The organism is Brevundimonas sp. GW822-FHT03E11 (genome assembly GCF_058801445.1).
The window spans coordinates 71892-93006 of the sequence record NZ_JBXANG010000008.1 but is presented as its reverse complement, the minus strand read 5'-3'; the positions used below and the strand labels follow the sequence as shown (position 1 = coordinate 93006).

19 protein-coding genes are annotated in these 21115 nt (G+C 67.7%); 13 read left to right on the top strand and 6 right to left on the bottom strand.

The genetic code is table 11. From position 1 onward, the window contains the following. Positions 1–72: 72 nt before the first annotated feature. Positions 73–3051, top strand: coding sequence for a TonB-dependent receptor (locus AC1RKE_RS13090; RefSeq protein WP_395942200.1), 2979 nt, complete (start codon positions 73–75; stop codon positions 3049–3051). A 73-nt stretch (positions 3052–3124) separates the two neighbouring features. Continuing rightward, positions 3125–4234 (top strand): pectinesterase family protein, encoded by a 1110-nt coding sequence (locus tag AC1RKE_RS13085; protein ID WP_348684963.1) that lies wholly within the window; start codon positions 3125–3127, stop codon positions 4232–4234. Here the strand turns inward: AC1RKE_RS13085 and AC1RKE_RS13080 are convergent. From AC1RKE_RS13080 to AC1RKE_RS13065, 4 genes are read right to left on the bottom strand one after another with little or no spacing between them, the layout of a single operon-like run. Continuing rightward, a complete protein-coding gene (locus tag AC1RKE_RS13080) occupies positions 4209–5141 on the bottom strand; it encodes a glycoside hydrolase 5 family protein (protein WP_348684961.1) in 933 nt (310 codons plus the stop codon). The two genes, AC1RKE_RS13085 and AC1RKE_RS13080, sit on opposite strands and share 26 nt — an antisense overlap. Beyond that, positions 5138–5929 (bottom strand): TIGR04290 family methyltransferase, encoded by a 792-nt coding sequence (locus AC1RKE_RS13075; protein ID WP_395942199.1) that lies wholly within the window; start codon positions 5927–5929, stop codon positions 5138–5140. The genes AC1RKE_RS13080 and AC1RKE_RS13075 overlap by 4 nt, the downstream gene beginning before the upstream one ends. Beyond that, positions 5922–6509 carry a histidine phosphatase family protein gene (locus AC1RKE_RS13070; RefSeq protein WP_224764337.1) on the bottom strand — a complete coding sequence of 196 codons (588 nt, stop codon included), beginning with the start codon at positions 6507–6509 and terminating at the stop codon, positions 5922–5924. Before AC1RKE_RS13070 ends, AC1RKE_RS13075 begins: the two co-directional genes overlap by 8 nt. Next, entirely contained in the window at positions 6506–7621 is a 1116-nt protein-coding gene (locus AC1RKE_RS13065) for an inositol-3-phosphate synthase (protein WP_348684505.1), read from the bottom strand. Before AC1RKE_RS13065 ends, AC1RKE_RS13070 begins: the two co-directional genes overlap by 4 nt. Before the next feature lie 265 nt (positions 7622–7886). On the opposite strand from AC1RKE_RS13065, the gene AC1RKE_RS13060 reads away from it, so the two are divergent. From AC1RKE_RS13060 to AC1RKE_RS13015, 10 genes are read left to right on the top strand one after another with little or no spacing between them, the layout of a single operon-like run. Further along, complete coding sequence (locus tag AC1RKE_RS13060; protein WP_348684504.1) at positions 7887–8156, top strand: hypothetical protein; 270 nt, start codon at positions 7887–7889, stop codon at positions 8154–8156. A 13-nt stretch (positions 8157–8169) separates the two neighbouring features. Next, positions 8170–9282, top strand: coding sequence for an NAD-dependent epimerase/dehydratase family protein (locus AC1RKE_RS13055; RefSeq protein ID WP_348684503.1), 1113 nt, complete (start codon positions 8170–8172; stop codon positions 9280–9282). Then, positions 9279–10322 carry an SDR family NAD(P)-dependent oxidoreductase gene (locus AC1RKE_RS13050; protein WP_348684502.1) on the top strand — a complete coding sequence of 348 codons (1044 nt, stop codon included), beginning with the start codon at positions 9279–9281 and terminating at the stop codon, positions 10320–10322. Before AC1RKE_RS13055 ends, AC1RKE_RS13050 begins: the two co-directional genes overlap by 4 nt. Then, positions 10319–11425 (top strand): glycosyltransferase family 4 protein, encoded by a 1107-nt coding sequence (locus AC1RKE_RS13045; protein WP_348684501.1) that lies wholly within the window; start codon positions 10319–10321, stop codon positions 11423–11425. Before AC1RKE_RS13050 ends, AC1RKE_RS13045 begins: the two co-directional genes overlap by 4 nt. Beyond that, entirely contained in the window at positions 11422–12558 is a 1137-nt protein-coding gene (locus tag AC1RKE_RS13040; RefSeq protein WP_395942119.1) for a CgeB family protein, read from the top strand. The genes AC1RKE_RS13045 and AC1RKE_RS13040 overlap by 4 nt, the downstream gene beginning before the upstream one ends. Further along, a complete protein-coding gene (locus tag AC1RKE_RS13035; RefSeq protein ID WP_054765038.1) occupies positions 12555–13646 on the top strand; it encodes a CgeB family protein in 1092 nt (363 codons plus the stop codon). Before AC1RKE_RS13040 ends, AC1RKE_RS13035 begins: the two co-directional genes overlap by 4 nt. Continuing rightward, a complete protein-coding gene (locus AC1RKE_RS13030; protein ID WP_348685217.1) occupies positions 13643–15718 on the top strand; it encodes a bifunctional glycosyltransferase/UDP-glucuronate decarboxylase in 2076 nt (691 codons plus the stop codon). Before AC1RKE_RS13035 ends, AC1RKE_RS13030 begins: the two co-directional genes overlap by 4 nt. A gap of 19 nt (positions 15719–15737) precedes the next feature. Further along, positions 15738–16244, top strand: coding sequence for a DUF1003 domain-containing protein (locus tag AC1RKE_RS13025; RefSeq protein WP_183217652.1), 507 nt, complete (start codon positions 15738–15740; stop codon positions 16242–16244). Beyond that, complete coding sequence (locus AC1RKE_RS13020; RefSeq protein WP_224761312.1) at positions 16228–17214, top strand: MDR/zinc-dependent alcohol dehydrogenase-like family protein; 987 nt, start codon at positions 16228–16230, stop codon at positions 17212–17214. The genes AC1RKE_RS13025 and AC1RKE_RS13020 overlap by 17 nt, the downstream gene beginning before the upstream one ends. Further along, complete coding sequence (locus tag AC1RKE_RS13015) at positions 17211–18236, top strand: Gfo/Idh/MocA family protein (RefSeq protein WP_348685011.1); 1026 nt, start codon at positions 17211–17213, stop codon at positions 18234–18236. The genes AC1RKE_RS13020 and AC1RKE_RS13015 overlap by 4 nt, the downstream gene beginning before the upstream one ends. A gap of 7 nt (positions 18237–18243) precedes the next feature. Here the strand turns inward: AC1RKE_RS13015 and AC1RKE_RS13010 are convergent, their stop codons facing one another. Then, on the bottom strand, positions 18244–19653 hold the full coding sequence (locus AC1RKE_RS13010) for an SLC13 family permease (RefSeq protein WP_054765040.1): 1410 nt from the start codon (positions 19651–19653) through the stop codon (positions 18244–18246). 88 nt (positions 19654–19741) lie between these two features. Between AC1RKE_RS13010 and AC1RKE_RS13005 the strand changes: the two genes are divergently transcribed. Next, a complete protein-coding gene (locus AC1RKE_RS13005) occupies positions 19742–20596 on the top strand; it encodes a hypothetical protein (RefSeq protein ID WP_395942120.1) in 855 nt (284 codons plus the stop codon). Between the two features lie 12 nt (positions 20597–20608). On the opposite strand, the gene AC1RKE_RS13000 is transcribed toward AC1RKE_RS13005, so the two are convergent. After that, positions 20609–21106, bottom strand: a complete 498-nt coding sequence (locus AC1RKE_RS13000) for a MarR family winged helix-turn-helix transcriptional regulator (protein WP_201463821.1) — start codon at positions 21104–21106, stop codon at positions 20609–20611. Between the last annotated feature and the right edge of the window lie 9 nt (positions 21107–21115).

Sequence of the window (21115 nt, the reverse complement as noted above, 5' to 3'; positions counted from 1 at the left end):
GGGAACAGGAAACAGATAAGGGAGGGCCTGCGCATGCCATTCGCGCCACAATTCGACGCTCGCGCGTCGCTCATGATCGCCGTCAGCACCATCGCCCTGGCTTCGGCCGGAGCCGCCCACGCCCAGACGCGACAGTTCAACGTGCCGGCCCAGCCCGCCGCGACCGGGGTGCCGGCCTTCGCCCGGCAGGCGGATCTCCAGCTCCTGGCGTCCTCTGACGCCGTGGCGGGGCAGCAGACCGGCGCGGTTCAGGGGGTCCTGACCGTGCAGCAGGGCCTGGACCGACTGCTCGCCGGCACCAACCTCGTCGTCGCGTCCAACGACGGACGGACCGCCGTCCTCGCCCGCGACACCCGCGTCGCTCAGGGGGATGAGACGCAGGATCCGGTCTCTGAAGTCGACTCGATTGTGGTAACCGGTTTCCGCGCCTCGCTCAGCAGCGCCCTGACGACCAAGCGCCGCGCCAACGGCGTCGTGGACGTCATCAAGGCCGAGGACATGGCCGACTTCCCGGACGCAAACCTGGCGGAGTCCATCCAGCGGGTGCCGGGCGTCTCCATCGCCCGCGACGCCGGCGAGGGCCGACAGATCACCGTGCGCGGCCTGGGACCGCAGTTCACCCGCGTGCGCATCAACGGCGTGGAGGGTCAGAGCACGGCCTCGGGCACCGACAGCTCGGGCGGCGCCAACCGCAACCGCGCCTTCGACTTCAACGTCTTCGCCTCGGAACTCTTCAACAGCATCACCGTGCGCAAGACGGCCTCGGCCGAGACGGAGGAAGGCTCGCTGGGCGCCACCGTCGATCTGCAGACCGGCCGGCCCTTCGACTACGCCGGCGCCAACCTGGTCCTGTCGGGTCAGTACGGCTACAATGATCTGTCGCAGGAATGGGACCCCCGGTTCGCCGCCCTGGCCAGCAACACCTGGATGGACGGCCGCCTGGGCGCCCTGGTCTCGGTCGCCTACACCAAGCGGCGTCTGCTGGAGGAAGGCCACGGGTCCGGCGGCTGGCTGAACGGAACCGAGGCGGGCGGATACAATCCGGCTTCACCCTTTGCCGATGCGCGCCGGGCGGACGTCTATTCGCCGCGCTTTCCCCGCTACGGCCGTCTGACCCATGATCAGGAGCGGTTGGGCCTGACGGGTTCGCTGCAGTTCCGCCCGCAGGAACAGACGCTGATCAACCTTGATCTCCTCTATTCCGATTTCAAGGCGACGCGTCAGGAGAACTGGCTGGAAGCCCTGTCCTTCGCCCGCAACGCCTCTCAGGGCGGCCGGCCCGAAATCATCGTTCGCGACGGCGTCATCGATGCGAACGGCGACATGGTCTATGGTCTGTTCGACGACGTCGATGTGGAGACCGAAACCCGCTTTGACGAGCTGGACACCAAATACACCCAGGCGACGCTGAGCCTGGAGCACGACTTCAGCGATCGCTTCCGGGTGAAGGGTCTGGTCGGCTACTCCAAGTCGGACTTCGACAATCCGATCCAGACCACGGTCATCCTGAACCGCGAGAATTCGGACAACTATTTCTACGACTACCGTGAGAACCGGAACGCGCCGCTGATCGGCTTCGGCTATGACGTAACCGATCCGCTGGCCTATAATTTCGGCGCCGCCCGCTCGGAAATCCGTCTGCGGCCTCAGGGCGTGACCAACACCATCAAGACGGCCCAGTTTGACGCCGGCTATGATTTCAATCCGTCCCTGACCCTGAAGGCCGGCGTCAACTACAAGGAATATGAGTTCGATTCCTGGGCCTTGGCGCGGGTCAACGAAGGCGTGGTGCCCCAGCTGCCGGCCGGGGTGACCCTGGCCAGCCTGACCGAACTGGTCAGCGGCTTCGGCCGGAACCTGGACGCGCCGGCCGGAACGGTCACCAGCTGGATCGCGCCGAACCTTCAGGCCTTCGCCGACCTGTTCGACATCTACAGCAACACGGGCCTGTTCGAGCTGAGCGGAGCGTCCAACAGCAATGCGCGCGGCAATATCCGCAGCGTGACGGAGAAGGATTCGGCCGCCTATCTGCAACTGGACTTCAGCACCGAACTGGCCGGCGTGCCGATCCGCGGCGACGTGGGGGTGCGCTATGTGAAGACGGAACAGAGCTCGACCGGCTATCAGCTGGTCGCCGGAGCGGCGCAGCAGACGACGGTGGACCGCGACTATGACGACGTCCTGCCCGCCCTGAACGTGACTGCTGAAGTGACGCCGGACTTCCTGGTCCGCTTCGGCGCGGCCAAGGTCATGACCCGCCCGAACCTGGGCAGTGTCACGCCCGGCGGCAGCCTCAGCACCGTGGGCGTCTTCAGCGTCAGCTCGGGCAACCCCTATCTGGACCCCATCCGGGCCACCACCTACGACCTTTCGGCCGAGTGGTATTTCGCGCCGGAAGCCCTGCTGTCGGTCGGTCTGTTCTACAAGGACATCGACAGCTACATTCAGACGTCCAGGACCTCGCGCCCGTTCAATGAGTCGGGTCTGCCGCTCGAACTGCTGAACGGCCTGGGGGTCTCGCCCAGCGACGTCTTCCTGTTCAGCCAGCCGGTCAACACCGAGGGCGGTCCGCTGAAGGGGATCGAAGTCAGCTACCAGCAGCCGTTCAGCTTCCTGCCTGGACCCTTCGACAATCTGGGCGCCATCTTCAACGTCACCCTGGTCGATTCCAAGATCAGCTATATCTCGTCGCGGTCCCCGACCGGCTTTGTCGAGAACGACCTGATCGGCCTGTCGAAAACGGCCTATAACGCCACCCTCTATTACGAGGACGATCGGTTCAGCGCCCGCGTCTCGGCCGCCTACCGCGACCGCTATCTGACGGCCGTGCCCAGCGGGACCAGCACCAACGACATCGACGGGGTGCGCGACATCGTCACGGTGGACGCCTCGGCCTCCTACGCCCTCAACGACCGCATCAAGCTGACGTTCGAAGGGCTGAACCTGACCGACGCCTTCAACGAGCAATATACGGACAGCCGTCGCGACAGCATCTACGTCTATTCGCACACCGGCCGGCAGTACAACTTCGGCGTCCGCTACAGCTTCTAGTCATCCTCTCCCCTCCCGAGGATGGGCGTCGGCCGGTTCGCCGGTCGGCGCCCGCTTTTCATTCGGAGACGCCATGAACCCGCTGCTTCATCGTCGTTCTGTCCTGGCCGCCGGCGCCGCCTTGCCGCTCGCGGCGGTCGGTCCGCCCGCCTGGTCGGCGGCGCGGGCCTATGATGCGGTGGTCGCGAAACCCGCCTCGGGGCGCAACTTCGCCGCCCCGGCCTATCCCAGCCTGTCGGCCGCCATCGACGCCGCCCCGGCGAATGGGACGCGGCCGTTCCGCATCCTGATCACGCGCGGGATCTGGACCGAACAGGTGGTGGTGGACAAGCCCTTCGTTCATCTGATCGGTGAAGACCGCAGCGGTTCAGTGATCAACCACCTAGCCGCCTCCGGACTGGCGGCGCCGGACGGGCGGCCCTGGGGCACCTTCCGCACGGCGACTCTGTTCGTCCGCGCCCCGGATTTTCACGCCGAGACCCTGACGATCAACAACGCCTTCGACGGCTTGGCGGAGATGACCAAGTCGAACGGCCTGCATTCTCACAACGGCGCCGGCCCCCAGGCGGTCGCCTTGATGATGGACAAGGGCTCCGACCGGGCGGTGGTGCGCGCCTGCGACATCCTCAGCTACCAGGACACCCTGTTCCCCGATGCGGGATCGACCCTGTTCGACCGTTGTCTGATCACGGGCAGCTATGACTTCATCTTCGGCGGCGGGCGCGCCTGGTTCGAAGGCTGCGAAATCCGATCGCGCACACGTCCGGCCGATCCGATCGAGGGTTACGTCACCGCGCCCAGCACCCCGATCGATCAGCCGTTCGGCTTCGTCTTCAAAGACTGCCGGTTGACCAAGGACGCCGATGTTCGTCCGGGCTCCGTCTTCTTGGGCCGACCCTGGCGGCCGTCCAGCGCCTTTCCCGATGGGCGATACGGCGATCCCCGTTACGTCGGCGCGGCCGCCTTTCTGGACTGCTGGATGGACGACCACATCGCCCCGGAGGGCTGGACGGAGATGTGGTACACGGGGCGCGACGGCAATCCGCGCACCATGCTTCAGCCAGAGGAGGCGCGCTTCGCGACCTTCGGCTCGACCGGACCGGGCGCCGCCGACTTCGGGCGGGGGCGCCGCCTGTCTGCAGACGAGGCCGGGCGCATCACGCGATCAGTCGTGCTGGGCTGATCGCCGCATCCTGCGGTCTGGCCGGCGCATAGCGGGCGGTCATCTCGGCGCAGAAGTCTGCGAACTCTTCGGCGACCTGCGGCGGGCTGGTGTGGTGGGGCTCCAGGCCGCGATGCTCGGGCGTGAAGCAGAAGGTCACGGTCACGTCGAAGTCGGCCAAGGTCTCCATCTGCCGGTCGAACCAGTCCAGGGCGCCGTCGCGATAACGGTCCGCCCAGGACAGGCCGGTGCGCAGCCGACGTACGCCCAGGTCCTTCAGCCATCGGACCGCATCGTCCAGCCTGTGATCCTGGAAGTGAAACCACTGGCAGACCCCCATGTCGGCCGCATAGGGCCGGAAGGCCTCCAGCGCGGCCTTGGGCGAGCCGTCCTCTCGCAACAGGCCCATGTGGAAGTGCCGGTAGTAGGACGACCCCTCAGCCTCCCGATGCCGTGTCGTGGCCTCCCATGTGCGGGGCAGGTCGTACAGGCTGTACCAGTGGATGCGGGGCGCCTTGCCGATCAGCAGTTCGGCGGTCTTTTTCACGCCCCAGGCCTGGACCTCTTCGGAGCCGAAGGCGGAGACCCCGACCTCCGTCACCCAGACCGGCTTGCCGGTGACCGCCTTGATCTCGTCGATTCGCGCGGGCCATTCGTCGATGGGCCACAGGTTCCAGTCCAGGGGAAAACCATGGACGGCGACCACGTCGATCGCCCCCATCACCCCCATCTCCTCCAGTCGCCGAACGAAGGAAGGGTCGATGGGGGACATCCCGCCCAGGACGCGGGTCACCGTGGGATTCTCGGCCCGGACAGCGGCCCCGGCCAGCCGCGTCATCTCGGCGAAACGCGCCCATTCGGGGTCTAGCAGGGGGTCCCAGTGGGACTTGTTGTTCGGTTCGTTCCAGATCTTGACGGCCTCGATCATCGGCGCGGCTCCTTGGTCTTGTCATGGCCGTTGAGGGGCGAGCGGGCGGGATAGACGGCGCCGGCCTCGGTCGGCCGTTCTGTGCGGCGACACAGGAAGACTTCCTCCTCCGGTCGATCCAGCACCTGGAACCCTGCGCTGCGTAGCATGGCCGCGCTGGCCGAGGCGTTGGGCGCCCACCAGTTGGTCCAGTCCCCGGCGTAGCGGTGCTCGATGAAGTGCAGCTTCGGATAGTCGGGCCGGTCGAAATGCCCAGTCTGGCTGAAGTCGTAGTCGATTTCGGGTTCAAAGATTTCATTCGCGCCGCGTTGCATCGACTGGAACAGAAGCAGGTCGTCGGCCACGTGCTCGTGGATCAGGTCCAGCGCCAGCAGCGGGTGGCGCAGATGGTAGAGGACGCCCATGAAGATGACGAGGTCGAACCGTTCGCTGAGTTTGGCCAGGTCGTAGACGGACAGTTTGCGGAACTCGATATCCGCGTCTTCGACCTCGGCGGCGAGCCGCGCCTGGTCCAGATAGCGGTCGTCGAAATCGACGCCCAGCACCCGGTCCGCCCCCCGCCGCTTCATCTCCAGCGAGTAGAAGCCGGCGTTGCAGCCTATATCGAGCACGCTGCGGCCGCTCAGATCATCGGGGATCACATGGGCGAAGCGGGCGAACTTGTTGGCGGGATAGTCGTGGAGGAAGTGATCCGGCGCGGTGCGAACCCCCTTCAGCTCCATATTGTGAAACCAGGGGCCGAGTTCGGCCACCCGAGCGCGAACCTGCGCGGCGCTGAGTTCAGCCATGAGGAACCTCATTCAGGCGAAGAAGGGACAGGTGTTCCGGCGTCGCCGAGACGGTGGTGATCGAGCCCGGCGCGATCTCGAACCGATCGTGGTGTCGCAGCGAAAGCCCCAGAGTCAGGGCGACGACCGACTTGATCACGTCGGCGTGGCTGACCGCCGCCACGGCTCCGGCGTCGGCGGCCGCCATCGTCTCCAGCCAGCGGGACAGGCGGCCTTGGACCTCCAGCATCGACTCGCCGTTCGGCGCCCGCCCCTGGTCTCGAGCGGCGTTCCACCGGCGCCATTCGGGCAGGGCGTCCAGTTGGGCGAAATCCCGGCCGGTCCAGTCCCCGAAATCAATCTCGTTCAAGGCGGTTTCCTCTTCGAGCCGCCCAGAGTGGGCGGCGGCTATCACGGCGGCGGTCTCTCGCGTCCGGTCCAGGGGGCTGGTCAGCACCCGATCAAGTCGGGGGAGGACGCGCGCCAAAGCCTCGGCTTGACGTCTTCCTGTGTCGCTCAGACCCACGCCAGGAGTGCGTCCGCAAAGCCGTCGGGACACAAGGTCGTGGGCTCCGTGTCGGATCAGGTGGATGATCGTCACGAGACCATGCGAGCGGCGCGCGGGGCAGGGGCGGGCTCGTCGCCGCGGATAAAACGCAGCGTCCGCTCGCGCGCCTCCTCGTCCGTGAACTGTTCCGGGGGGGATTTCATGAACCAGCTGGACGGCCCGATCAGAGGCCCGGATACGCCGCGATCCATCGCCACCTTGGCGCATCGGACGGCGTCGATGACGACGCCTGCGCTGTTGGGACTGTCCCAGACCTCCAGCTTGACCTCCATGCTGATCGGCACGTCGCCGAAGGTGGTGCCCTCCAGACGGATGTGCGCCCATTTGCGGTCGGTCAGCCACGGGACGAAATCACTGGGGCCCACATGGACGTCGTCGTCGGCCAGCGGCGTCTCGAACTGGCTGGTGACCGCCTGGGTCTTGGAGATCTTCTTCGACGTCAGTCTTTCGCGCTCCAGCATGTTCTTGAAGTCGGAGTTGCCGCCGAAGTTGAGCTGATAGGTGCGATCGACGCGCACGCCCCGCTCACGCATCAGATTGGCCAGAACTCGGTGAACGATGGTGGCGCCGACCTGGCTCTTTATGTCGTCGCCGACGAGGGGCAGTCCGGCGTCGCTGAAGCGCTTCGCCCAGGCTGGGTCCGAAGCGATGAAGACCGGAATGCAGTTGACGAAGGCGCAGCCGGCCCGCAGCGCCTGTTCAGCGTAATATTCGGTGGCCTTTTGCGATCCCACGGGCAGGTAGGAAACCAGCACCTGGGTTCCGCTGTCCCGTAAGGCCTGGGCCACATCGACGGAAGGAGCGGCGCTCTCTTGCAGGTCGTCGATCATGTATCGGCCGATCCCGTCCAATGTCGGTCCGCGCTGGACGGTGACGCCGGAGGGGCCGGGGGAGGCGAAGCGGAAGGTGTTGTTCGGCGGGGCGAAGATGGCGTCCGACAGGTCGCGGCCGACCTTGGCCGCATGGATGTCGAAGGCGCTGACCATCTCCATGTCTTCGATACGATAACCGCCGAGTTCGACGTTCATCAGCCCGGGCGGAGGGGCGTTGCTGGGGGCCGCCGCGTAATGGGCCAGGCCCTGCACGAAGGACGAAGCGCAGTTGCCCACGCCCACGACGCCGATCCGAACGGATTTTCGTTGCATTGGCTGGTCCCTTCGCCGTTCCGCGGCCCGATCGGCCGCAGCAGGAGGAAGGATCTACAAAGCTCCCGGTTCCGTGAAATGGCCAAGTATCCGTCAGATCAAGGATCGAAGCGGAAGATAGGTGTTCTTGTGTCGGATTTTAAACATTGAAATAAACGGCGAAAAGGAAAGTGGTCGCGCAGTATGTTCAAAATTGAACGCTCCAAATATCGGAACAGATCGGTAGAAGAAGCTGTTGCTCGGGTGAACCTGCCGGAGCTGCACCATGTCCGAAGCGAACCGCCTGACTGATCATGACGATATCCGCGCCTGGGCCGAGGCCCGCGGCGCCAGGCCTTCTCGCGTAGCCAGCACGGCCGACGCCGACGGCGGCGGTGTGCTGAGGTTCGACTTCGGCGACAAGGAAGAGGCGCTGGAGGAGATCTCCTGGGACGAGTTCTTTCGCATCTTCGAAGACAGCGATCTGGCCTTGCTTGCGCAGGACCAGACGAGCGGCGGCGAGACGAGCCGTTTCTCCAAGTTCGTGCAGCGCTGAGCCGGAGATCCCCATGGCGAACACTGTCCTGATCACCGGCGGCGCGGGCTTCGTCGGCCGTCATCTCGCCCGATCCCTGCTTGAACAAGGCCACAGGGTGAGGGCGCTGGACAGCCTGATCGAGCAGGTTCACCCCACTGGCGCGCGGCCCGACGAACTGGACCCCGAGGTCGAACTGGTGGTCGGCGACATTCGCGACGAGGACCGGGTCCGGGCGGCGCTTCAGGGGGTGGACAAGGTCGTTCACCTCGCCGCGGAGGTCGGCGTCGGCCAGAGCATGTATGCGATCGACCGCTATACCTCGGTCAACGATTACGGCACGGCGGTGCTGTTCCAGCAGTTGATCGACCAGCCGGTGCAGCGGGTGGTCGTCGCCTCCTCAATGAGCATCTACGGCGAGGGCCTGTACCGCACTGAAGACGGCGATCTGCGTCAGGAGGTGGTGCGCGGCGCCCGCAACCCGGACGGCTCATGGGACCCCACGGACGACCAAGGGCGTGCGCTGATCCCCGTGCCGACGCCAGAGACCAAGTCGCCGGCGCTGAAGAGCGTCTATGCGATCAACAAGTTCGTTCAGGAACGGCTCACCCTGACCCTGACGGCCCAATACGGGATGGAAAGCTGCGCCCTGCGGCTCTGGAACATCTACGGGCCAGGGCAGGCCCTTTCCAATCCCTACACCGGCGTCCTGGCCATCTTCGCCTCCCGCATCGCCAACGGTCAGGCGCCGATGGTGTTCGAGGACGGCCGTCAGAGGCGCGACTTCGTGCATGTCTCGGACGTGGCGCGCGCCTTCCTTCTGGCGCTGGAGAAGCCGGAGGCGAATGGGCAGGTCTTCAACATCGGCTCTGGGGAGGACCGCACCGTCGAGGACGTGGCGCGGCTGCAGGCGGCCTCGATGGGGCGGCCGGATATCGAACCCCTGATCACCAACAAGGCCAGGGCAGGCGACATCCGCCACAATATTCCCGATCTGACGAAGGCCCGGGAGGAACTCGGCTATGAGTCGCGTCAGGACTTCGCGGCAGGTCTTGAGGAACTGGCCGAATGGGTGGCGCGCCAGGAAGCCCAGGACCGGGTTGATCAGGCGCGCGGTGAGCTGGAACGTCGGGGGCTGGTCGCATGAGCCGCGTCCTGATCACGGGCGGCGCCGGTTTCATCGGCTCCAACCTCGCCGACCGACTGGCCGGCCAGGGTCATGAGATCGTGGTGCTGGACACTCTGGCGCGGCGGGGGGTGGAGGGAAACCTCAAATGGCTGCTGCTGCGCCACGGCGCACAGGTCCGGCACCTGACCGCTGACGTCCGCCAGGCCGAGGCGGTCGAGACGGCGGTCGCCCAGGCGGACGTGGTCTTCCACCTGGCCGCCCAGGTGGCGGTGACGACCAGCTTGGCCGATCCCCGCACCGACTTCGACGTCAATCTGATCGGGACGCTCAACGTCCTGGAGGCGGCGCGCCGGCGACGCACTCCGGTCGTTTTCGCCAGCACGAACAAGGTCTACGGCGACCTGGGCGACATCGAGCTGGGCGTTCAGAACGAGGCCTGGCTGCCGACGGATGCGGCCCTGCGGACGCGGGGCGTGGACGAACGGCGGCCGCTGGACTTCCACACGCCCTACGGCTGCTCCAAAGGCGCGGCCGATCAGTATGTGCTGGACTATGCCCGCAGCTACGACGTGCCGACCTGCGTGCTGCGGATGAGCTGCATCTACGGTTCCCGTCAGATGGGTACGGAGGACCAGGGCTGGGTCGCCCATTTCCTGATCCGGGCGCTGGAAGGCGCCCCGATCACCCTTTACGGCGACGGTCGGCAGGTGCGCGATATTCTGGACGTATCGGACGCTGTCGACGCCTATGTCGCGGCCTGGAAGCGGATCGAGGCCGTGTCGGGCCGCGCCTTCAACCTGGGCGGCGGGCCTGAGAACGCCGTCAGCCTGAGGGGGTTGATCGCTCATATCGACCGACTGCTCGGTCGCGCGACAGAACTGCAGTTTGAGGACTGGCGGGCCGGGGATCAGCGCTACTTCGTCGCCGACGCCTCGGCGGCCCACCGCGCCCTGGGGCTGGGCGCGGTCAAGTCCTGGCGGCCGGGCGTGTCGGACCTGGCGGACTGGCTGCGGGCGGAACGGCGACTGGACGCCCGCATCGGCTCGGCGGCGGCATGAGTCTGGTCCCCCTTCACGTGCTGATGACCACCGACGCCGTGGGCGGCGTCTGGACCTATGCGCTGGATCTGGCGGAAGGCCTGTCGGCGCGCGGCGTCCGCATCACCCTAGCCGTGTCGGGCCCTGCGCCCCGTCCCGCCCAGCGACGAGCCGCCGAACAGATTGGGGGGCTCACGCTGGTCGAGGCGGGGGGGACGCTCGATTGGCTGGCGGACGGTCCCCGCCCGCTGGACCAGACGGCGCGGGCCCTGCGCGGTTTGGCGGCCCAGAACGGCGTGGATCTGGTGCACCTTAACAGCCCCGCCTTGCGGGGCGACGAGGACTGGGGCGCGCCCGTGGTCGGGGTTTGTCACTCCTGCGTGGCGACCTGGTGGGACGCGGTGCGCGGAACGGCCTTGCCGGAGGATTTCGTCTGGCGGACGGAGCGGCTCGCCCAGGGTTACCGGCGTTGTGACCGTCTGATCGCCCCCAGTTTCGCCTTTATGCAGACGACGGCGGCGCGCTACGGCGTCCTGCCCGCTACGGTTCGAAACGGCCGCCGTCCCATTGGAACCCGCCCAGTTCCCCGGCGCCGGCAGGTTCTGACCTCGGGCCGGCTGTGGGACGAGGGCAAGAATATCGCGACCCTCGAACGGGCCGCGCGACGGATGCGGGGCCGGGTGGAGGCCGCCGGTCCGCTTGAAGGACCGAACGGTCAATCGGTTCATCTGGACCGGATCCAGGCGCTGGGCGCGCTGAGCCCCTCCGACTTGCAGCAAAGGCTCCGACCGGCGTCGATCTTCTGCGCGCCGTCGCTGTACGAGCCTTTCGGCCTGGGCGTGCTGGAGGCGGCCCAGGCGGGATGCGCCCTGGTCTTGGCCGATATTCCGACCTTCCGCGAGCTTTGGGAGGGGGCGGCGCTGTTCGTCTCTCCGCAAGACGACGCCGCGCTGGCGGTCGTTCTGGATGAACTGCTGGAAGACGCCGACCGCGCGCGCCGCCTGGGAAGGCTGGCGGCCGAGCGCGCCGAACAGTTCAGCCTCGAGGCCATGGTCGAGGGAACCTTGGCCGTCTATGCCGAGGCTTTGGCCCAGCGCGCCCCCTTCGGGGAGGCGGCGGCGTGAAGATCGTCTATTTCACCCATTCGCTGGAGTCGTGCTGGAACCACGGCAATGCGCATTTCCTGCGTGGGGTGCTGCGCGAACTGATCGCCCGCGGCCATCAGGTCGAGGCGTGGGAGCCGCACGACGCCTGGAGCCGCGCCAATCTGGTCGCGGACCATGGCGAAGAAGGACTGGCGCCCTATCGGCAGGCCTATCCCGAACTGGTCAGCCGCCGCTTCCATCCGCCCCTTGATGTGGATCGGGCGCTGGACGGGGCGGACCTGGTCATCGTGCATGAATGGAACGATCCGGCGCTGGTGGCGGCCGTCGGTCGCGCGCGGGGGGGGGGCCGCTTTACTCTGTTGTTTCACGACACCCACCACCGGGCCGTCAGCGAACCGGAGGCCATGCAGGCTTTCGACCTGTCGGAATATGACGGGGTGCTCGCCTTCGGTGAGACCCTGGCGGCGGTGTATCGCCGATGGGGCTGGGGCGATCGCGTCTTCGTCTGGCATGAGGCGGCCGACGTCCGCCTGTTCCATCCTCCGCTTGAGCAGCAGGGCCGGGAAGGACTGGTCTGGGTCGGCAACTGGGGCGACGGGGAGCGGACTGCGGAGCTGGAGCGATTTCTGTTCGCCCCGGCGGCGGCGAGCGGCCTTGAACTTGATCTCTACGGCGTCCGCTATCCCGAGGCGGCGCGGCGGCTGCTGGACCGCTACGACGTCCGCTATCACGGCTGGCTGGCCAATGCGGCCGCGCCGGGGGTGTTCGCACGGCGCCTGGCGACCGTTCACGTCCCGCGCCGTTTCTACGTCGAGACGCTTCCGGGCATTCCGACCATTCGCGTGTTCGAAGCCCTGGCCTGTGGAATCCCCCTGATCAGCGCGCCGTGGACGGACAGCGAGGGCCTGTTCGAGGTCGGTCGTGACTTCCTGATGGTGCGGTCTGGCAGCGAAATGGCCTCGGCGCTCCGGGCGGTCAAGTCGGACGCCGGCCTGCGCGCGGAACTGACCGACCACGGACTGGCGGCAATCCGCGCCCGCCACACCTGCGCACACCGGGTCGATGAACTGATGGCGGTGCTGGGGCGGCTCGGCGCGCCCGCCGCCGATCCCGCTCCAACCTCCCACCCCGTCATGGAGATTGCGGAATGAAGATCGCCTTTTACGGCTCCAGCCTGCTGTCGTCCTACTGGAACGGCGCGGCCACCTACTATCGCGGCCTGCTGGGCGCCTTGGCCGAACGCGGATGGGACATCCTGTTTCTGGAGCCCGACGCCTTCGACCGGCAGCAGCATCGCGACATTGATGCGCCGGACTGGGCTGAGGTGGTGGTGTGGGACAACACCGTCGAAGGCTGCAAGACAGCCATGGCGCGCGCCGTGGAGGCCGACGTAGTGGTCAAGGCTTCCGGCGTCGGCGTGTTCGACGACGTCCTGCTGGGCGTGTTCGACCTGGCGCGCCCCGACGCCCTGACCGTCTACTGGGACGTGGACGCCCCCGCCACCCTGGCGGAGGTGAAGGCCGCGCCCGATCATCCGCTGCGGCGGGTCCTGCCGCAGATTGATCACGTCCTGACCTATGGCGGCGGCGCTCCGGTCGTGCAGGCGTTCCAAGCGCTCGGCGCCCGCGACTGCCGTCCGATCTATAATGCGCTCGATCCCGCCACCCATCATCCCGTCCAGCCGGACCCCGGCTTCTCCGCCGACCTCGCGCTCCTGGCCAATCGACTGCCGGATCGGGAACGCCGGATCGAGACCTTCTTTCTGGAGCCCGCCGCCGCCCTGCCGCAACGCCGGTTTCTGCTGGGCGGCAACGGCTGGGCCGACAAGGCCATGTCGGCGAACGTCCAGACCATCGGTCATGTGGGCACGGCCCAGCACAACGCCTTCAACTGTACGCCCCTGGCGGTGCTGAACGTCGCCCGCGACAGCATGGCCGAGGTCGGCTTCTCGCCCGCCACGCGGGTGTTCGAGGCCACCGGCGCCGGGGCCTGCCTGATCACCGACTATTGGGAAGGCGTCGAACAGTTTCTGAAGCCGGACGTCGAAGTGCTGGTGGCGCGCGACGGCCAGGACGTGGCGGCGCATCTGGCCGCCCTGACGCCGGAACGGGCGCAGGCCATCGGCCGGGCGGCGCGCGACCGCGTCCTGGCGGACCATACCTACGCCCAGCGGGCCGAGGCGGTGGACGCCCTGTTCCGCGAACGGCTCGCGGCGCGCCGCGAAAGGAGCGCGGCATGAAGCTGGTCGTGCTGGGGCTCAGCCTGTCGTCCGCCTGGGGCAATGGCCACGCCGTGACCTTCCGCGCCCTGCTGTCCGCCTTCGCGGACCGGGGACACGAGGTGGTGTTCCTGGAGCGGGAAACCCCTTGGTATGCGGCGCACCGCGATGTGTCGGACCCGCCCTATTGCCGCCTCGACTTCTATTCGGATCTGCAGGATCTGGAGCGTTTTGCGGACGAGGTGCGCAGCGCAGACGCTGTCCTGGTCGGCTCATACGTGCCCGAGGGGATCGAGGTCGGCCGGTGGGCGCGTCGCACGGCGACGGGCGTGGTCGCCTTCTACGACATCGACACCCCTGTGACCCTGGCCCGGCTGGTGCAAGACGACTGCGACTATCTGCGAGCCGACCAGATTGCGAACTACGACATCTATTTCTCCTTCACCGGTGGGGCGACGCTTGAGCGTCTGGAGCGCGACCACGGCGCGCCGGCGGCCCGCGCCCTCTATTGTTCGGCGGACCCCGAGGCCTATCGACCGCAAGCCGTCGCTCCGCAGTGGGATCTGTCCTACCTCGGCACCTATAGCCCGGATCGTCAGCCGACATTGGAGCGCCTGCTGCTGGAGCCGGCCCGGCGTATGTCGGATCGTCGCTTCGTGGTGGCGGGCCCTCAGTATCCCGATGACATCGACTGGCCCCAGAATGTCGAGCGGATCGACCATCTGCCCCCGGCCGACCATCCGGCCTTCTACGCCGCCAGCCGCTTCACCCTGAACGTCACTCGCGCGGACATGCGGGCGGCCGGGCACAGCCCCTCGATCCGGCTGTTCGAAGCCGGCTCCTGCGGTTGCCCGATCATTTCGGACGCCTGGCCCGGCATCGAGACGCTCTTCACCCCCGGCGAGGAGATCCTGCTGGCCGACGCCGCCGAGACGGTGATCGACGCGCTGTCCGCGCCTGTGGATCAGGCTCGCGAGATGGGCGAGGCCGCGCGCCGTCGCATCCTGTCCGAACACACCCCCTCCCACCGCGCCCACACTCTGGAGCGTGAGTTGATCGCGGCTCTACGGGCCAAGACGAAGGACCGACCTATGAAGTCCATATCCGACACCCGCACCGTCCTGGTCGCCGGCGGCGCCGGTTTCCTCGGTTCGCACCTGTGCGACCGGTTGTTGGCGGAAGGTCGCCACGTCGTCTGCCTCGACAATCTGCAGACGGGCGACCTGGCGAACCTCAAGGACGCAATGAAACAGCCGCGGTTCGAGTTCGTGCGCCACGACATCGTCGACCCCCTGCCGGAGCGGATCACCGCCCGTCGGTTCGACCGCATCTACGACCTGGCCTGCGCCGCTTCGCCGCCGCAGTATCAGCAGGATCCGGAGCATACGATGCTGACCTGCATCCTCGGGGTTCGTAACCTGCTGCAACTGGCCGAGAAGACCGGCGCGCGTCTGTTGCTGACCTCCACCAGCGAGGTCTACGGCGATCCGGAGGTCCATCCCCAGCCGGAAACCTATCGCGGCAACGTCAATCCGATCGGCCCGCGCGCCTGCTATGACGAGGGCAAGCGGGCGGCCGAGACCCTGGTGTTCGACTATGATCGGGCGGGGCGAGCCGAGGTTCGCGTGGCGCGGATCTTCAACACCTATGGGCCGCGCCTGTCGGCGGCCGACGGTCGGGTCGTCTCCAACCTGATCACCCAGGCCCTTTCGGACGCGCCGATCACCATCTATGGCGACGGCAGCCAGAGCCGGTCCTTCTGCTATGTGGACGACATGATCGGCGGCCTGATCGCCCTGATGGAGCATGAGGGACCGCAGCCGGGACCGATCAACCTCGGCAATCCGGTCGAGCTGACGGTGTCCGAACTGGTCGAGGTCATTCTTGATCTGACCGGCTCCGGCTCCGGAATCGTCCACCGACCGCTGCCCGCCGACGACCCGCGGCGTCGCCGTCCGGATATCGCCAAGGCCGATGCAGTCCTGGATTGGCGCCCGACCACCGCCTTGCTTGACGGTCTGCGCCGCACCATCAACTGGTTCGACGCCGATCGCTCGATTGTGGTCAGCGACCGTCCGGCCCTCAGCGCCTGAGGTGCGGGCCGACGGCGACATGGCGGAGGTTCTGCGGCGCAATATCGAGGCCATGCGTGCGCAGCGAAAAGAGGCGGCCGAGGCGGCGCCATGGCCGGAACGGCTCGCCCAGCGCATCACCGGATTCGCGGGGAGCATGGGGTTCGTGCTGCTGCACCTGCTGATTTTCGGCGGCTGGATCCTCTGGAACCTGTTGGCTCCGGAGCCGTGGCGTTTCGACGAGACCCTGGTCGTCCTGGCCATGGCCGCCTCCGTGGAGGCCATCTTCCTGTCGACCTTCGTCCTGATCAGCCAGAACCGGATGGCGGCGGCGGAGCACGGGCGGGCGGAGTTGGATCTGCAGATCAATCTGCTGGCCGAACACGAAATCACCCGGCTGATTGATCTGGTCGGTCGCCTCGCCGCGCACGCGGGACTTTCGGAGACGGACCCGCACCTGGACGAGCTGCGCCGCGACGTCGCGCCGGACGCCGTTCTCGATCAGATCACGCGATCAAATGAGGAAGACGATGACAGAGGTTCTTGACCAGACGCACACCATGCGCGCGGCGGTCGTCACAGGCCCCGGTCAACTGGAGGTGCAGCGCGTGCCCAGGCCTGAACCCGGCGTGGGTCAGGTCCGGATCAGGCTGGAGGGCTGCGGCGTCTGCGCCTCCAATCTGACGCCTTGGGCGGGGCCGGACTGGATGACCTTTCCAACGCCGCCCGGCGGGCTGGGCCACGAAGGGTGGGGCGTCGTGGATGCGGTCGGCGAGGGCGTATCGCGTGTCGCGGTCGGCGACCGGGTCGCGGCCCTGTCCCAGAGCAGTTTCGCCGAATATGACGTCGCCGATCAGGCGGCGGTGGTGCCCCTGCCGTCCGAACTGGACGGCCTGCCGTTTGCGGGCGAACCCCTGGGCTGCGCCATGAACATCTTTCGGCGCAGCGGGATCTCGCCCGGTCAGACCGTCGCCATCGTCGGAATTGGTTTTCTGGGGGCGATCCTGACACGGTTGGCGACTGATGCGGGCGCCCGCGTCATCGCCCTTTCCCGGCGGCCCTATTCTCTGGACGTCGCCCGTCGCATGGGGGCGGTCGAAACCCTGGCGCTGGACGACCACTACGCCTTGATCGCCAGGGTCTCCGAACTGACGGAGGGGCGGTTCTGCGATGTGGTGATCGAGGCGGTCGGCAAGGCCTGGCCGCTGGACCTGGCGGCCGAACTGACCCGTGAACGCGGTCGGCTGGTCATCGCCGGCTATCACCAGGACGGCCCGCGGCAGATCAACATGCAGCTGTGGAACTGGCGCGGCCTGGATGTCGTCAACGCCCATGAGCGCGACCCCGCCGTCTATGCTGAAGGGGTGCGCGAGGCCGTGGAGGCGGTGCGCTCAGGGCAGTTGGACCTCAACGACCTGATCACCCACGCCTATCCGCTGGAACAGTTGGACCAGGCGCTGGACGCCACCCGCGACCGACCGGACGGCTTCCTGAAGGCGGTGGTGAGGATGCGATGACCGATCTGCTTCTGCAACGCGGCGCGTCGTCTGAACTGCGTCGCCCGCGCGTGGGATTCCTGGGCGTGGGCTGGATCGGGCGGCATCGGATGGCGGCCATGCTGGACGCGGGCCGGATCGAGGCGGTCGCCGTCGCCGAGCCCGACCCGGACATGGCGCGCGAGGCCCTGGTTCTCGCCCCTGACGCGACGGTCTGCGCCGACCTCGATGATCTGCTGGCCCAGGATCTGGACGGTGTGGTGATCGCCACACCCAGCGCGCTTCACGCCGATCAGGCGCAACGGGCCCTGGACGCCGGCGTCGCCGTCTTCTGCCAGAAGCCGCTGGGCCGGAACGCGCAGGAGACCGAGGCCGCCATCGCCGCCGCCCGCCGCGCAAACCGGCTGCTGGCGGTGGACCTCAGCTACAGGTTCACCGCAGCCGTTCAGGCTCTGAAGACGCAGCTTGAATTGGGGGCCATGGGCCGTGTTCATGCGGTCGATCTGACCTTCCATAACGCCTATGGACCGGACAAGCCCTGGTTCTACGACGCGGCTCTCTCTGGCGGCGGATGCGTCATGGATCTTGGCGTCCATCTGGTCGATCTGTGTCTGTGGCTGCTGGACGACGCGGTGGCGGGGGTCGAGGCGCATCTGCGGCGACAGGGTCGTCCCCTGGCTGGTCGCAAGGAGGCGGAAGACTACGCCGTCGCGACCCTGATCCTGAAATCCGGCGCGGTTGTCCGCCTGGCCTGTTCATGGCGGCTGCCTGCGGGCCAGGACGCGGTGATCGAAGCGGCCTTTTACGGCGAGCGGGGCGGGGCGGCCCTGCGCAATCTCGGCGGCTCCTTCTATGATTTCGAGGCCACGGCGTTTGAAGGGGTGACGCGGCGCGTTCTGGCGTCGCCGCCGGACGACTGGGGCGGCCGCGCCGCTCAGGCCTGGGCTCAGGCCCTGGCGGAAGGGAAACGATACGACCCTGAGGTCGAGCGGCTGGTGGAGGTGGCCCGGACCCTGGACCGGACCTACGCCGCCGCAGCCTGAGGCTTGATCAGAACGGAAAGACGATCGGGATCGCCACCATGGCCGCGACCCAGGTCGCCAGGTTCAGCGGAAGCCCCACGCGAACGAAGTCCATGTAGCTGTAGCCGCCCATGTTGAAGACCAGCACATTGGTCTGATAGCCGAAGGGGGTGGCGAAGGCGGCTGAGGCGGCCATCATGACCCCGACCAGAAAGGGCCGGGGATCGACACCCAGGCTCTCCGCCAGGGCGACGGCGATGGGGGTGATCAGCACGGCTACGGTCGCGTTGGACAGAAGCTCCGTCGCAAACAGGGTGACGCCATAGAGCACGACCAGGGCCCCGAACGGCCCCATGGGGCGGATGACGTCGATCAGTCGCTCGGCGCCGGCTGCGGCGAGGCCGGTCACCTCAATGGCGGTTCCGACCACCACCATTCCGGCGATCAGCAGCAGGATTTCCGGCCTCAGGCCGGCGTAGGCTTCCTCCGGCGTGATGACCCGAAGCAGGATCAGCGCCACGGCCCCGGCGAAGGCCGAGGCGGCGATCGGCGCCCAGCCCAGGGCCGCTGAGGCGATCACCAGGACGAAGACCGCCAGGGACATCATGGCCGGGCGCAGCCGGAAGGGGCGGTCCGCCGCCTCATACAGGGTGACGTCGCCCAGATGGGCGTCCCCCGACCCGTCCGCCTGATTGCGGGATTCGCCCAGGCGCGGCAGGCCGAAGGGGATGATGCGCTTGCGCCGCTTCGCCGCCTCGGCCTCGGCGCGCCGTCGCGCCGCCTCCATCTCGGCCAGCCGCGCGGCCTGGGCCTCGTCCTGGGCGACGGAACGACCCAGCTGTCGCGCCCCGAAGAAGTAGAGCCACAGGCCGCCGACGATCGCGATGAACAGACCCACCGGCGTGATCTCGAACAGGCCGAAGACCGGCTGGCCGGCGTTGCGCGCCATGTCGTTGACCAACAGGTTCGTCGAGGTGCCGATCAAGGTCAGAAGCCCGCCCATGACGGTGACGTGGCTCAGCGGCATCAGAAAACGTTTGGGCGACAGCTTCAGCGACTGGGCCACGTCGCGGATCACCGGCGCGGCCAAGACGACCACCGGGGTGTTGTTCAAAAAGCCCCCCACCGCGCCGCACAGGCCGATGACGATCCAGATCCCCTGGGCTCCGACGCGGGCCGCCAGACCGGTCGCCTGCCGGATCAGCAGGCCCAGCAGGCCCGACAATTCGATGGCGTAGGCGATCACGAACAGGCCGGCCAGGGCGATGACGGCCGGACTGGCGAAGGCGCTCTGCACCTCGACCGGCCGCACGACGCCCAGCAAAAGCAGGACGGCCGCGCCGCTCAGGGCGACGACGTCGGCGCGCAGCTTGCCGTGGATCAGGACGCCGACCACGCCGATCAGCACCGCCAGGGCAACCATCTGGTCGAAAGTCATAGGGTGTGCAGACCGTTCTCCGCGCCCTTCGTCAACCTTTTTCGCAGGGCCGCCCCAAAAGCGACCGACCTTATGCTAGGCTTGGTTCATGCTCGAACCGATCGCGTCGCCTCGCCCGTCGGTCGTCGCGCTCGCGGCGTCTGTCCTCCTCCTCGGTCTCGTCCTGGCGGGCTGTCAGCGCGAGGAGCCGGCGCCTGAAGCCGCTCCGCCTCAAACCCAGGCCCAGACCCAGGCCCCGGTCGTTTCGGTCGCGCCTGCGCCGACCCTGGACCGGGCGAGCTTGCTGCAAGCCATGGACGTGGCCGCTTCGGCCTATGCGGCGGGGCGCAAGGTCGGCGGCACGGACCTGGTCGGTCGGCGCTTTGCGGTGCGTCAGGTCTTCGGCTGCACGGGGCCCGGCACGCCGCCCGCCGGGGACGCTGCGTCCGGCGACGGCCTGGCCCGCTGGTCCTGGGGCGATCGGCGGCGAACCCTGAAGCTGACGCTGGCGCCGGGCGACTGGACCGACTCCGCCCTGATCGCCGGGGGCGCCGACAGCTGGGAGGCCGCCGAGGGCTTTTGGTTGACCCGTCCCTGGTTGAGGACCGAGAGCTGCCCCGGCGTCCAGGGCGATCCCCTGGCCGGCGGCTCCGTCGCCCCGTCTCCCCAGACCGCGGGCCTGGCGGCGGTCTTCGACCAGGACGGTCCGCGCACCGGCCGCCGCAACGGTCGCGCCTATGAATATGTCGTAAGGGGCGAAGGGGACCAGCCGCCTCCGGCGCCGTCAGACGGCTACCGGCTGGTGCTGGAAGGGCGAATGGCCGCCTTCGCCGACGGCCGCGCCATCCGCTGCCGCGCCGCCGGCCCCGATCAGCGGCCGGTCTGTATCGGCGCGGTTCGCCTGGACCGCGTGGCCTTTGAGGATGCGAGCGGCAAGCTGCTCAGCGAGTGGCGGGGGGGCTGACGGCGGTCGTCCTCAGCCCGTTTCGCCGTCTTCTGAAAACGCAGGCGGGCGCGGTTGCATCATCGTCGCCAGCCGATCCACGGCCGTCGCCATCGCCGCCCGGTCGTCCGCCGACAGTCGGCCGAAACCTGAAATGAAGCCGTCGCCGAACAGGCCGGGCGAGGAGGCCAGGGCGCCTCGCCCGGCCTCTGTCAGCCGGACATGGACGATCCGACGGTCAATCGTTGAGCGATAACGCACAGCCATCCCCTTGGCCTCCAGCTTGTCCAGCACGGCGACCACTGTGGGCGGGGACATGGAGACGTCGCGGGATATGGCGCTGGTGCTGACCTCGCCCAGGTCGCGGATCGATTGCAGCACCAGCAGCTGCGGCAAGGTGAGGCCCGTCAGGCGCGCGATTTCCCGCGATCGGACGTCGATCGCCTGGGCGATCCGTCTGAGGGAGCGGACCAGGGTCGCCGTCGAATCCGTCGGCGCGTTGGGAGACAGCCCCGCTGAAAGATCAATCATCCGGTTGAA